Genomic DNA, 13667 nt, shown 5'->3' with positions numbered 1-13667 from the left:
CTATTTCCTATTCTGTGACCATGTCGAAACCAGACGCAATTGCTAGGTTACCGACACCGCATAAAGTTTGATAATTTTTTAACCATAAATAGAATTCGGGTGTTTTTAACACAGCAGCTTTGGAGCAATCGACATTCCATAGTCTCAGCAAATACCTGGCGGTTGCAGCCCTGATCTCAACCTTCATCACGCCACTCGCTATGTCATTGTCCACTAGCGTATGCGGCACCATTTCACGCGTTTTTTCACTGCGCGATAGCCACACATAGGTGATACTCAAGGCTTTGCCTTTGTGTATGGCCTCGGTAACTTTCGCCACTATCGATAAGATCGGCTTGTTAAGATGATAAGGCGCTTCGCACTCCAGTGGCGGTTTTACCTTGCCAGTAAAACCTTCTCCGTCACCTTGGCTAAGGGTCACCGTCTTCATTGGCGGAAGCAATAGCTGGCCCTTTCTCTATGACTCACATCAAAATTCGGCACACTGGGCACACAGCTACAATTACTCTTAGCAAAGACAGCCGTAATGGCCGCCTTTTCTTTGTTGAGCACTCGAAAGCTAGCTAGTCACTGGCGACGTTCAACGATTGCCTTAATAGTGTACGCACCGGGGCTGTTGCGGGCCGCAGGTTACGCCATAAAAAGAAAGATTCAGCGGCTTGCTCGACCAGCATACCCAAGCCATCGAGCAACTTGGCACCGCGTGGCCCTGCCCACTGCAAAAACACCGTGGGTTCTGAGCCATACATCATGTCGTAGGCCCAAGCACCCTGGTTAAATAGGTTATCCGGCAACGGCGGCAAATCCCCAGAAAGACTGGCACTGGTACCATTGATCACCAAATCAAACTGGCCTTCTAACGTCTCAAACCCACCGCCATGAAGGGTGCCTAAGTCGGCAAAGGCATCTGCTAATTGGGCGGCTTTTGCCGCCGTTCGATTGACGATAACAACGTCACGAGGTTGCTCTGCAAGCAGCGGTTCAAGCACGCCACGCACTGCACCACCGGCACCGATCACCAGCACGCGTTTATCCTTAATGGGTACGTGATGGTATCCAAGGTCACGCACCAGCCCAATGCCATCCGTGGTGTCACCGTAAGTGCGGCCATTGCCGCCAACAATCAGCGTATTCACCGCCTGAGCACGCTTGGCACGGTAGCTCAGGGTATCGCACAGCGCAAAGGCATCGCCTTTGAACGGTACAGTCACGTTCGCCCCTCGACCACCCGCTGCCACAAACTCTCGCCAGGCACTGACAAAACTTTCCACCGGTGCAAGTTCGGCGGTATAGGTCATAGGTTGCTGAGTTTGGTTAGCAAACTCTTCGTGAATTAATGGCGACTTAGAGTGCTTAATCGGGTTTCCAAAGACACAGTAACGGTCGGTCATACAGGCTCCTTACACTTTACCCAACTGGGTGGCTTCGGCTAGCCAATCGCGTGGCACCAAGTACTCGTACAATCTAGCCTCTCGACTGCCCTCGGGCGGTGTAAATGCGTACTCCCAACGGGCCAGCGGCGGCATCGACATCAAGATGGATTCGGTGCGCCCACCGCTTTGCAAGCCAAACAGAGTGCCCCTATCCCACACTAAGTTAAATTCTACATAGCGGCCGCGGCGATAAAGCTGAAAATCACGCTCTTTTTCACCCCAAGCATCACCCTTACGGCGCTCTACAATCGGTACATAGGCGTCCAGAAAGCTATCGCCCACCGCACGCTGAAAAGCAAAACAGTCGTCGAAACTGCCTTCATTTAAATCATCGAAAAACAGTCCACCAACACCACGCGTCTCGTCGCGATGCTTAAGATAGAAGTACTCATCGCACCACGCTTTGTAGCGCGGATACACCTCTTCGCCAAATGGCACGCAGGCAGCCTGGGCAACCCGATGCCAGTGCACAACATCTTCAAACACCGGGTAGTAAGGCGTTAGATCAAAGCCGCCACCAAACCACCATACCGGCGCTTCACCCGTTTTTTCAGCAATAAAGAAACGGACATTTCCGTGGCTTGTCGGCACATTAGGGTTTTCAGGATGGAGCACCCAGGAAACACCCACCGCATGAAAGCTGCGTCCGGCTAGCTCTGGTCGTGCCGCCGTCGCCGAGGGGGGCAACTGAGCCCCGTAAACATGCGAGAAATTAACACCACCTTTCTCGAAAACAGCGCCTTCTTCGATGACCCTTGAACGTCCGCCGCCGCCTTCTTCACGCTGCCAGCTATCTTCTTTAAATGTCGCTTTTCCATCAGCAGCGGCAAGCCCTGCACACAACCGCTCCTGCAGATCCAGAAGGTAATGTTTAACGTCGTCTAGGTGCTCGTGAGCCACAGTAACTCCAAAGAGGTCGAGGATAAGTGTGATTGGTAAGTAGTCAATGACAGAGACAGCTCAAGGCGCCTCGCTATGAACGCATTACTTTGCCCGTCACCAAGTCTTTGATGGTGCTGGGTTTTGCGTTACCCCCAAGCTCACCTGCTACAATCGCGGCGACCTCCTCACCGAAAATGGACGCGACTTCGTCAGCGTTCATGGCGGGTGGGTCGCCCGCGCGATTAGCGGAGGTAGAGACTAGCGGGCCACCAAAGGCCTCACAGAGCGCCTTCATCAGCGGATGGTCGGTTACCCGCAGAGCCACACTCTGATGGGCACCACGCACTAAACCATGACTACGGCCATTGTCAGGCACTAGCCAAGTATTAGGGCCAGGCCAGCTGGCCGCTAAGGGCGCATGCAGTGCAACTGGCAGTTGGTTTAGCCAAGGCTGAAATTGCTGAATATTCGCAGCAACAAGAATCACCCCTTTGGCGGGATCACGCTCTTTCATACGCATCAAATGCGCCAGCGCTTCATCGTTATCTGGGTCACAGCTCAGCCCCCAGACTGCTTCGGTGGGGCAGGCGATAACGCCCCCCTCTTTTAATGCTCGTACCGCTTCTTTAACCTCAACAGCCGATTTCATAGATGCTCCTCGTTACAAACGCGGCCCCTCATCACCTGAGATTGATACATCTTCAGTAGATGAAAAACGGTTACTTACATCCTACCATGGCCGCGTCAAACGCACCCAGCCGCCCGCTTGCTGCGCTACTTTGCCATCAAGTTCCAGCATCAATAACCGTTGTTGGCATTCACTGACCGTAAGGCCCGCGCTCTGAACCAATATATCAATTGGCGTTGGCGTTGCGCCCAGCGCGCTTAGTACATTGTCCTTGGGCTCATCGTCCTCGATTGGCAAATCAAGGCTTGCATTGTCAGTGATAGCACGTGGACCGGTTGGCATATAGCGTTCAGCCCAGTGCTGCAACTCTTCTAAAATATCGTCCACATGACGCACCAGCGTCGCACCGCTACGTAATAACTGCAGGCAACCACGAGCCTGCACGTTATGTAGCGACCCGGGCAGTGCAAACAGCTCACGGTCTTGCTCAAGGGCTAATCGTGCGCTTACCAATGAGCCGCTCTTCTCAGTCGCTTCGACCACTAACGTGCCTAATGAAAGACCGGTCACAATTCGGTTCCGTCGAGGAAAGAAGGCTGGCCGAGCAACGGTTCCCGGCGGATGCTCGGATAATAACAAGCCTCCTGGCACGCTACTTAGCTGTTCATGTAAATCACGGTGACGGGGCGGATAAATAACATCAACGCCACAGCCAAGCACCGCAATCGACTGCCCTCCTGCCGCTAACGCTGCGCGCTGTGCAATCCCATCAACCCCGAGAGCCATGCCGCTGACAATGCACCAGCCGTGATTAGCAAGCTCTCTGGCAAACGCCTGAGCATTACCGCTTCCCTCAGAAGTGGGACGCCGAGTGCCCACCATGGCCAGTTTTGGGCCATCTAGTGCGCTAAGATCACCTTGTGCCCACAGCACCACAGGTGGGTCCGGCAATTGATCGAGCAACTCAGGCCATGCGGGATGATTGCGATGGAGCAAATGGCGATTAGGCGCGGCCTCTAGCCATGCGAAGGTATGGTCGACTGCCTGCTGCAACGGGCTTCGCTCTGGCTGCGCTAGCCAAAGTCGCAGCGCACTCGCGGCATTACTGGGTAGCCCAGCAAGCCAGCCATGGGGCCATTGCGGCTGTTTGGCGGCCAGCGCTGCGGTGCGAAGCGCCCCCATGCTCGGTAGCTCATTCACCACTAGCCACTCCTTGGCATCCATACCTATCCCCTGTTAGTTGTGTGGTGTTTAGCGTATCGGCGTGTGTACCCGGTCTCCAACCGCTAAAACGTTCGATGCCTGCATCACCAACGCATAGCTCATCAGGCTATACGGCTTTACCACCATGACTCTTCCCGCCTCAGTGGCGGGTAGTTGCAGAAGCTCCTGGCTACGCGGGTCATTAACAAGTTCGCCCTGCTGGCCAACATGTAATACATGACCGGGCTGCAAGCCATCCTGAGTACCAATATCCAGTGCCACTATTTGTAAGCGTCCAATAAAGCGCACTCCGCCAGGTACCGCAATAATCTGGCCAGCGACATCGTTCAACGGTAAACGAGGCTGAAAGCTATTTTCTGACGACTGAGATTCAAACAACGGGGCGTCAAGCGGCAGCAAAATATCGTTATTACGCACTTCCTGGTAAGCACTGAGGACTTCTAAGCGGGCAATATCTCCCTCTCTGCTGAGCTGGCGCGCTTCGCCAATATTGATTAACTCCGTACCCAACGGGATACCCTCAGCGGAAACATAACGCTCGCCCGGACGATAAATACCTAAACGCACTCTGGGCGGCAGTACGCCGCGCGCATACAACGTATCGCCTGCGCCACTCATCAAGCGTTGATTCTCACCGCCGACAACGTAGGCCAGTTCCCGGGTAGGCGCGTCCGGCTCTGCAACTCGGTGCGCTCGCAAAAACGCCCGGATCGTTTCCATCGGAAGCGGCGCCATTGCCTGTTGCTGAGGAACGGCGCGCATTTGGGGAGAAAGCTTTACCACCCGCTGCGGAGATTCCCACGCCAATGCGGCGGTCGTCATAAGCGTCAAACATACCAACGACACGCTATAATAAAGAAACCTTTTCGCCACTGCCCTTTTCACCACCATCCTGTTCTCTCTTGTCAGTTATGGGTGAAGCCGTTGAGGGGAGCTGCATGGCGTTGTACGTGCCCAGGAACGCTTACAGCATGATATAGTGGCCGATAGTAAAGCACTTAGGCCTGCCAACACAGGTGGCAAGGCCTGCTCATATTAAAGACTCAGCATAACGGTGATTGTAACGCCATGGCCAAACTTCCTATTCTCGAATTCCCCGACGAGCGCCTGCGCACCAAGGCTGCACCGGTGGAAACCGTTGACGATGAGGTCCGCCAGCTCGTCGACGATATGTTGGAGACCATGTACGACGCGCGCGGCATCGGCCTTGCAGCGACGCAAATCGATGTTCATCGGCGTGTCGTAGTAATGGATGTCAGCGACGATAACTCACAGCCGCTAGTACTTATTAATCCGCGCTACGAGCCGATTGGTGACGAAAAAGAGCCGCTTTCTGAAGGCTGTCTATCGATTCCGGAATACTACGCTGAAGTCCCGCGCTATTTAAAAGTAAAGCTGAACGCGCTAGATCGTAGTGGTGAGCCCTACGAGTTAGAAGCCGATGGCTTATTAGCCCACTGCATTCAGCATGAGTATGACCATTTGGAAGGCGTGCTTTTTGTTGACTACTTATCACCCCTAAAGCGTGACCGAGTGATGAAAAAGATGCAGAAACGCCACAAGCTATTACACGACGCATAAACCGACCTACGCCGTGTTATTGCTGGCCGAGCTGACACGCTGCAAACGCACAGAATGTTATTCCTGGTGCGTTGTAGCGTTGCTTCTCGGCCTTTATTTGTTTCCCCCACGGCACACGATTACTTTCCCCCTTCAATGCTAGGTAGTCATCACCATGTCACAGTTGCGCGTTGTTTTTGCTGGCACGCCGGATTTCGCCGCTTCAAGCCTTGCTGCCGTGCTCGAAAGTCAGCATCAGGTGGTAGCGGTATATACTCAACCTGACCGCCCAGCTGGCCGCGGGCGCAAGCTCACCCCAAGCCCCGTCAAGCAGCTTGCTGTTGAGCATGGGCTACCTGTCTACCAGCCCGTCAGCTTAAAAAGCACTGATGCCCAAGCGGAACTGGCTGCATTGAACGCCGACGTAATGGTTGTCGTTGCTTATGGGCTACTACTGCCACAGGCCGTGCTCGATATTCCCCGCTTAGGCTGCATCAACGTGCACGCATCGCTGCTACCACGCTGGCGAGGTGCCGCCCCCATCCAACGCGCTATTGAAGCCGGTGATAGCGCATCAGGCGTAACCATTATGCAAATGGATGCGGGTCTGGATACCGGTGAGATGCTGTATGAAGTGCGTACGCCGATCACCTCGCGCACCACGGGCGGGGACTTGCATGATCGGCTGGCCATTCAAGGGGCGAATGCACTGATTAACGTGCTGGATGCGCTGGACAGCAACAATTTAAAAGCAACACCGCAGCCTGACGAGGGCGTCACCTACGCCGCCAAGCTCAGCAAAGCGGAAGCCGAGCTGGACTTCCATCAACCTGCCGAGCCGCTAGCGCGCAAAATACGTGCGTTCAACCCGTGGCCAGTGGCTTGGTGCACGTTAGGCAATGATCGCTTACGTTTGTTGATGGCCAGTGTTGAACCAGGTGAACAGCCTTCCACTACGCCCGGCACACTACTCGAACATGGCGAGGATCACCTACGCATTGCCTGTGGCGAGCAAGGCCAAGAAGTACTGTGCATTAGCCATGCCCAGTTACCTGGTGGGAAAGCGATGGCCGTGCGCGACCTGCTTAACGCCCGACAAACCCCTCTTATCGTCGGCGCACGCCTTGGGCACGCCGCCGCTCATCAAGGAGTTAGTGAATGAGCCAGAATCGCCCACCCAAAGGCGGCAGCGGCCAGGAAGTTCGCGCCGCGGCCGCCCGCGCGCTAGTACCTGTTTTGACTGACCAAGGCTCACTAGCCGGGCTAGATGAGCACAGTGTGATTGCCCGCGACCGCAGCCTGTTAAAAGAGCTGTGTTACGGTACTTGCCGACGCTTGCCGCGCCTGGAAGCGTTGGCTGGCGCACTGCTCAAGCAGCCTTTTAAAAAGCGCGATAGTGATGTTCACGCCTTGTTACTGGTGGGAATCTACCAGCTGCTTTATATGCGTATTCCAGCACACGCAGCGGTTGGCGAAACCGCTGGCGCCGCTCGCCTGCTAGGCAAAGAGTGGGCTACCCGAGTGCTTAACGGCTGCCTGCGCCGCCTACAGCGTGAATCCGAAGCGCTTCAAGCCGCCGTTGACCTAGATGAGAGCGTTGCCCTGGAGCACCCGCCCTGGCTGCTTAATGCGTTGCGCAGCGCTTGGCCTGAACAGTGGCGCGCCATTGCCGCAGCGAACAATGAACCAGGCCCCATGACGCTGAGAGTCAATCAGCACCACAACGACCGTGAAGCCTATTTACAACAGCTGACTGAGCAGGGACTAAGTGGGCACCTATGCCTACATGCGCCGGATGGCATTACCTTGGATGCACCCTGTGATGTCTCCATACTTCCCGGCTTTGAAGAAGGTCATGTCAGCGTCCAAGACGAAGCGGCTCAGCTTTCTGCCGCGCTGTTAGGGCCTGCATTAGCCCCCCGCCCAGGCGCCCACGTTCTCGATGCTTGCTGTGCGCCTGGCGGTAAAACTGCCCACCTATTAGAGCAGTTTGATATTGCTCTGACGGCCATTGATAGCGACAACCAGCGCCTAGGCCGTGTAGACGATACACTGAACCGCCTAGGCTTAACGGCAGAACTGCAGCACGCTGATGCTACCCAGCAAGACTGGTGGGACGGCGCGCCTTTCGACGCGATTTTGCTTGATGCGCCCTGTTCTGGCACGGGCGTTATTCGTCGTCACCCCGACATTAAAAAACTGCGCCGTAAAGAGGATATTCGCCAGCTCGCTAAGCTACAGCGCCAACTGCTGGATAACCTTTGGCCACTACTCCGCCCAGGCGGCACCTTGCTATACGCCACCTGTTCAGTGCTGCCCGAGGAAAACGCTGAGCAAATCAAGGCATTTCTTGACCGCACGCCCGATGCAGAAGTCACCACGCCAAATGACGTAGCCTGGGGCGAACCGAGTGGCCAAGGACGCCAACTGTTTCCCGCGCAAAGCAGTCATGATGGCTTTTTTTATGCCAGACTAGAGAAGCGTACTGCTTAACATACCGCCCCTACCGGGGCGGTAAACCGATGACAAGGATGGAGACACTATGAGTACCCACACTTATAAGCATATCGAGCTAACCGGTTCTTCTGAAAAGGGAATTGAAGAAGCTGTGCAAAGTGCCCTCGCCAAAGCATCAGAAACCATTCATAACTTGCGCTGGTTCGAAGTCACCGACACTCGTGGCCATATCGAGGACGGCCGTGTCGCTCACTGGCAGGTCACGATAAAAGTTGGCTTCACACTCGAGTAATCCCGACCTGCTTTTCGACGGCGGCTGGTTTACACTGGCCGCCGTCTTTATTGCAGCGCACATATCTCTTGCCGAGAACGCGCTGGCGCTTACAACGGAACCGATGCTTAGCAATGAAAATCATCATTCTCGGCGCCGGCCAGGTCGGCGGCACCCTAGCGGAGCACCTTGCCCGCGAAGAAAACGATATTACCGTCGTCGATACCGACGCCGCGAAACTGCGCGAACTGCACACCAAACTGGATATTCGCACCGTGACGGGCGCGGCTTCGTATCCTATTGTGCTGCGTCAGGCGGGCTGTGAAGACGCCGATATGTTGATTGCGGTGACCAACACCGATGAAATCAACATGATCGCCTGCCAAGTCGCCCATACGCTGTTTCGCACGCCTACCAAAATTGCCCGCGTACGCTCAACCGCCTACCTCACCCGTAAGGGGTTGTTCGCCCACGAAGCGATTCCTATTGATGTACTGATCAGCCCTGAACAAGTGGTCACGGATCATGTTCGCCGCCTGATTGAGCATCCCGGTGCGTTGCAGGTGTTGGAGTTTGCCGGTGGTTTAGTGCAGCTGGTGGCGGTCAAGGCGTTCTACGGTGGCCCGTTGGTGGGACAGGATTTAGCCTTTTTAGCCAAGCACATGCCCAATGTGGAAACACGCGTCGCGGCCATTTACCGCCGCAATCGGCCGATTATTCCCCGTGGTGATACGGTGATTGAAGCCGACGACGAAGTGTTTTTCCTGGCTGCACGGCGTGATATTCGCGCGGTAATGAGCGAACTACGCCGCGTTGAACGGGGTTTCCGGCGGGTGGTGATTGCCGGTGGGGGCAATATAGGTGAACGCTTAGCCGAACACCTGGAGCACAGCCACCAAGTTAAGATTATCGAGCACAGTTTAGAGCGCTGTACTGCGCTTTCCGAGCGGCTTGACCGAACGGTGGTGCTCCACGGCAGCGCCACCAGCAAGCGGCTGTTGGAAGAAGAGAACATCGAAGACTGCGATATCTTTTGTGCCCTGACCAACGACGACGAGGTCAATATTATGTCGTCGCTGCTGGCCAAACGTTTGGGCGCCAAGAAAGTACTGACGCTGATTAACAACGCTGCCTACGTAGACTTGGTTCAGGGGGGCGAAATCGATATCGCCATTTCCCCCCAGCAAGCGACCATCGGCAGCCTGCTTACCCACGTCCGCCGCGGCGATATTGTCAACGTGCACTCACTGCGCCGTGGCGCTGCGGAAGCCATCGAGGCGATCGCCCACGGTGACAAGCAGTCGTCCAAAGTAGTGGGCCGTACCATTGCTGAGATCAATCTACCTGAAGGCACCACCATTGGTGCCATTGTGCGAGGCAAAGAGGTCATCATTGGCCATGGGGATGTGATGGTAGAGAGCGGCGACCACGTCATTCTATTCGTGATTGATAAGCGACGCATTCGTGACGTGGAGCGGCTATTCCAAGTGGGATTAACGTTCTTCTAGGCAATGGCCTTCTAGGCAACGCTCTTCAAGAAAACAGGCCACCGCTATGAGGCAACCACTGCTATGAGTTTGCGGGTCATACTACGCATTTTAGGGCTACTGTTGATGCTATTTAGCCTCACCATGTTGCCACCCATGCTGATATCACTTTGGTTTCGCGACGGTGTTTGGCACGCTTTCATGAGCGGCATCGCCATTTCAGTGATAACGGGCTTACTGCTTTTCCTACCCAATCGCCGCGCCCACAAAGAGCTACGAATTCGCGACGGTTTCATTATTGCGGCGATGTTTTGGACCGTACTGGCCCTCTTCGGCTCGCTACCACTGATGCTGTTTGGTGAAGGCTCGCTCGGTATCACAGATGCGGTATTTGAATCGTTTTCCGGGCTAACCACGACCGGTGCAACCGTCATTACTGGCATCGATTTTCTGCCAGAATCCATCCTTTACTATCGCCAGCAGTTGCAGTGGTTAGGCGGCATGGGGATTGTAGTGTTAGCGGTGGCCATTTTGCCCACCTTGGGTGTTGGGGGAATGGCCCTGTACCGCACAGAAATTCCTGGCCCACTCAAGGATTCAAAGCTAACACCGCGAATTACCGAAACCGCCAAAGCGCTTTGGTACATCTACGCAACGCTAACGCTGGCCTGTATGGTCGCTTACATGTTGGCGGGGATGAGCTGGTTCGATGCCTTGGGACACAGCTTTTCGACCGTCGCTATTGGCGGATTTTCGACCTATGACGCCAGCATCGGCTACTTTGACAGTGCCGCCATTGAGCTGATTTGCGTTGGCTTTATGCTGATCTCAGCATTCAGCTTTAGCCTGCATTTTATTGCTTGGCGTGAAAAGCGCTTGCTGCACTACTTTCAGGACCCCGAAGCGCGCTTTTTAATGATCTTTCTTGCTGGGTTAACCACGATCACCGTGATTACTTTGTGGCTCACGGACACCTACGACGATGTTGAAGGTCTGAGACACGCGCTGTTTGAAGTCGTCTCTGTCGCCACCACTGCGGGCTTTGCAGTTGCCGACTTTTCAGGCTGGCCGGGTGCGTTACCGTTTCTGTTATTTGTCGCCGCGTTTGTAGGTGGTTGTTCCGGATCGACGGCGGGCGGCATGAAAGTAATCCGCATCATTCTGATCTTGAAGCAGGGCATGCGTGAAGTCATGCGCCTTATTCACCCCAACGCAGTCATTGCCGTTAAAGTGGGCAAAGTTAGTGTTCCCGACAGCATCGCCCAGGCGGTATGGGGCTTTTTCTCAGCCTACGTCATGCTATTTTTCTTGATGCTAGTAGGCGTTATGGCAACAGGTGTTGACCAAGTTACCGCCTGGTCCACGGTTGGTTCTGCACTGAACAATTTAGGCCCAGCATTGGGCGAAGCTAGCAGCCATTACGGCGACTTGCCCAGCCTAGCCAAGTGGATTTTGGTGCTAGCGATGCTGCTGGGCCGCTTGGAAATTTTCACGGTACTCGTGCTATTTACACCCGCCTTCTGGCGTCGTTAAACACGTATCAATGCTTTCTATTCAAATTGAGACACATTAATGATCCATGACGATGCAACACCGCTGGCGCAAGAACCCAACGCGCAGCCTAAGACCAGCGGCCCGTTAAAAACCGTCACCGTTGGCGGCACCCGTTACACCCTGCTCGGCACCGCTCACGTCTCTGCCGAAAGTGCCGATGACGTTCGCCAATTAATCAACAGTGGCACTTTCGACGCCGTTGCCATTGAGCTATGCGACGCACGTCATCACAGCATGGACAACCCCGATGCCATGGGGGAACAGGATCTTTTTCAGGTATTTAAACAGGGCAAAGCGGGCATGGTAGCGGCAAGCCTGGCGCTTGGTGCGTTTCAGCAACGGATTGCTGAGCAGTCAGGCATTCAGCCAGGCGCTGAAATGCGTGCAGCAGTAGAAGAGTGCCGTACCCGCAAGCTGCCCTTAATGTTGGTCGATCGTGATGTTGGTATTACGCTAAAACGCATTTACCGCAATGTTCCCTGGTGGCAACGCTTCTCGCTATTTTCGGGGCTAATTGGCAGCGTAATGTCGCGCCAAGATGTTTCCAAAGAGGATATCGAAAAGCTCAAAGAAGGCGATATGCTGGAAGCCACTTTCAGCGAATTTGCTGCCGAATCAGAAGCACTCTATACCCCGCTTATTCGCGAACGCGACCGCTATATGGCACTGCGCTTAGCTGAAGAAGCACCACCTGGGCGCTACCAAAACGTGTTAGTGGTACTGGGTGCCGGGCATTTAAAAGGCACCGGTGAACACCTGGAAGCACCGCTTCCTGAAAACCCTACCACGGAGCGTGAATCGCTGGAGGCAACGCCGCCACCGTCTAAACTCTGGAAAGCTGCCCCTTGGCTGATTACCGCGCTGGTTATCACCGGCTTTGTGATCGGCTTTTCGCGCAATACTGAGCTTGGCTGGCAGTTGGTCATTGAGTGGTTTTTAATCAATGGAATTTTATCCGGCGGCGCGACAATAGCGGCCCTTGCACACCCAGTGACGGTGATTGCCACTTTCTTTGCCGCCCCACTGACCTCGCTTAACCCCACCATTGGTGCAGGCTTTGTCGCCGCGGGGGTCGAACTCTATATGCGCAAACCGAAGGTGCGCGACTTTTCGACACTGCGCCATGATGTCACCGAGCTCAAAGGTTGGTGGAAAAACCGTGTCTCCCGTACGTTGCTGGTGTTTATTTTGGCAACATTAGGGTCTGCGGTGGGTACCTGGGTAGCAGGCTTTAGAATTGCCGGTGCACTGTTTGGTAGTGGCACTAGTTAGTTAAGCATTTGCCTCAGTTTGTCGATCTAACAGCCGCTGCATGGCAGCGGTTGGTTCAGCAATTTTGCGATAGTAACGGCTCTCGGCATAGCTATCGTTAAATACATCAAAGTAATCGTCTAGCACATCAGCGGCATTTTCATCACCACTTTGGCGCAGCAGTTCAATGGCAACCTCTGCCGTACACAGGTGCGCTTTTGAGGCGGGTTTGCGTAGCCGGTAGCGTGTTTCCCGCTCAGTGCGCAGCGGCAGTACCGGCAGCGTATCCAGATAAGGGCTCTTGCGGAACATTCGTCGCGCTTGGCGCCAAGTGCCATCTAAAATCACAAATACCGGAATACGCGCCTGCTGCTTCATAGCGTGCACGGCATTAATATCCACCACACGGTCTGCGTAGTCGGGCTGGTCATCTGGGAAGATCACAAAAGGCGCGTAGCGCGGATCTTCAAGCAGCGCGGCTAACTCTTCGTCCGGCGCGGTGCGATACCAGGTAAACACTTTGGTTTGCGTCAGCACATCACCAATTAACCGCCCGGTATTGGTCGGCTTGTAGTGTTCTATAGAGTGGGTCAACAGCCATACCTGGGCGGTGCTATCTGCTTTCACCTGATAAGGGCACAGACAGTTGAGCTCAGGAAGATTGCACCCTTCGCAGCGAGTGACAAAACTGCCCCGTGCTTTAAATTCACGCCGAGGTGGGCGCGGATGCCCCGTAGCAGGGTCGAAGTCAGTCAATGAAGAAGACTCAGGGGGCTGTGACGTAGCGTCAGACATCCGCGCTCCAATTTATAAAGGGCGATTAATAAAGGGCGATTAACAAAAGACGGTTAACAAAGGGCGCCGAGTATAAAGCAGCCCGGCCACCATGACGAACCCCTGCTCTCTAAAACCGCTCGTAG

General features: G+C 54.7%; 14 protein-coding genes. 7 read left to right on the top strand and 7 right to left on the bottom strand.

The window, feature by feature from the left end; translation table 11 throughout:
* Positions 1-7: 7 nt before the first annotated feature.
* The 6 genes from ACN06F_RS03040 to ACN06F_RS03015 all read right to left on the bottom strand — a co-directional run bounded on the left by ACN06F_RS03040 (position 8) and on the right by ACN06F_RS03015 (position 5058).
* Complete coding sequence (locus tag ACN06F_RS03040) at positions 8-430, bottom strand: hypothetical protein (RefSeq protein WP_433924633.1); 423 nt, start codon at positions 428-430, stop codon at positions 8-10.
* 133 nt (positions 431-563) lie between these two features.
* On the bottom strand, positions 564-1391 hold the full coding sequence (gene aroE, locus ACN06F_RS03035; RefSeq protein WP_433924632.1) for a shikimate dehydrogenase: 828 nt from the start codon (positions 1389-1391) through the stop codon (positions 564-566).
* 9 nt (positions 1392-1400) lie between these two features.
* Positions 1401-2333 (bottom strand): oxygen-dependent coproporphyrinogen oxidase, encoded by a 933-nt coding sequence (gene hemF, locus ACN06F_RS03030; protein ID WP_433924631.1) that lies wholly within the window; start codon positions 2331-2333, stop codon positions 1401-1403.
* Positions 2334-2406: 73 nt separating this feature from the next.
* Complete coding sequence (locus ACN06F_RS03025; protein WP_433924630.1) at positions 2407-2964, bottom strand: L-threonylcarbamoyladenylate synthase; 558 nt, start codon at positions 2962-2964, stop codon at positions 2407-2409.
* An 81-nt stretch (positions 2965-3045) separates the two neighbouring features.
* Entirely contained in the window at positions 3046-4167 is a 1122-nt protein-coding gene (gene dprA / locus ACN06F_RS03020; protein ID WP_038481408.1) for a DNA-processing protein DprA, read from the bottom strand.
* A 27-nt stretch (positions 4168-4194) separates the two neighbouring features.
* A complete protein-coding gene (locus ACN06F_RS03015; protein ID WP_120385756.1) occupies positions 4195-5058 on the bottom strand; it encodes a peptidoglycan-binding protein in 864 nt (287 codons plus the stop codon).
* Between the two features lie 177 nt (positions 5059-5235).
* Here ACN06F_RS03015 and def point away from each other — a divergent pair, with 177 nt between their 5' ends.
* The 7 genes from def (at position 5236) to ACN06F_RS02980 (ending at position 12768) form a co-directional block, all read left to right on the top strand.
* Entirely contained in the window at positions 5236-5748 is a 513-nt protein-coding gene (gene def, locus ACN06F_RS03010) for a peptide deformylase (RefSeq protein WP_038481402.1), read from the top strand.
* A 154-nt stretch (positions 5749-5902) separates the two neighbouring features.
* Positions 5903-6889 carry a methionyl-tRNA formyltransferase gene (gene fmt, locus ACN06F_RS03005; protein WP_038481399.1) on the top strand — a complete coding sequence of 329 codons (987 nt, stop codon included), beginning with the start codon at positions 5903-5905 and terminating at the stop codon, positions 6887-6889.
* Complete coding sequence (rsmB, locus tag ACN06F_RS03000; RefSeq protein ID WP_038481396.1) at positions 6886-8220, top strand: 16S rRNA (cytosine(967)-C(5))-methyltransferase RsmB; 1335 nt, start codon at positions 6886-6888, stop codon at positions 8218-8220. The genes fmt and rsmB overlap by 4 nt, the downstream gene beginning before the upstream one ends.
* A gap of 49 nt (positions 8221-8269) precedes the next feature.
* The gene (locus tag ACN06F_RS02995) at positions 8270-8476 is read left to right on the top strand and encodes a dodecin (RefSeq protein WP_038481393.1); all 207 of its coding nucleotides are present in this window, start codon (positions 8270-8272) and stop codon (positions 8474-8476) included.
* Between the two features lie 113 nt (positions 8477-8589).
* Positions 8590-9963: a Trk system potassium transporter TrkA gene (gene trkA, locus ACN06F_RS02990; RefSeq protein WP_433924629.1), complete on the top strand. Its 1374-nt coding sequence runs from the start codon at positions 8590-8592 to the stop codon at positions 9961-9963.
* Positions 9964-10026: 63 nt separating this feature from the next.
* On the top strand, positions 10027-11475 hold the full coding sequence (locus ACN06F_RS02985) for a TrkH family potassium uptake protein (protein ID WP_120385760.1): 1449 nt from the start codon (positions 10027-10029) through the stop codon (positions 11473-11475).
* Positions 11476-11514: 39 nt separating this feature from the next.
* Entirely contained in the window at positions 11515-12768 is a 1254-nt protein-coding gene (locus ACN06F_RS02980) for a TraB/GumN family protein (RefSeq protein ID WP_433924628.1), read from the top strand.
* On the opposite strand, the gene ACN06F_RS02975 is transcribed toward ACN06F_RS02980, so the two are convergent.
* The gene (locus ACN06F_RS02975) at positions 12769-13542 is read right to left on the bottom strand and encodes a tRNA-uridine aminocarboxypropyltransferase (RefSeq protein ID WP_038481381.1); all 774 of its coding nucleotides are present in this window, start codon (positions 13540-13542) and stop codon (positions 12769-12771) included.
* Between the last annotated feature and the right edge of the window lie 125 nt (positions 13543-13667).

Source organism: Vreelandella sp. 21, from assembly GCF_050995515.1.
Classification (GTDB): Bacteria; Pseudomonadota; Gammaproteobacteria; order Pseudomonadales; family Halomonadaceae; genus Vreelandella; species Vreelandella alkaliphila.
The sequence above is the reverse complement of the archived record's forward strand: the minus strand, read 5'-3'. Positions and strand labels throughout refer to the sequence as shown.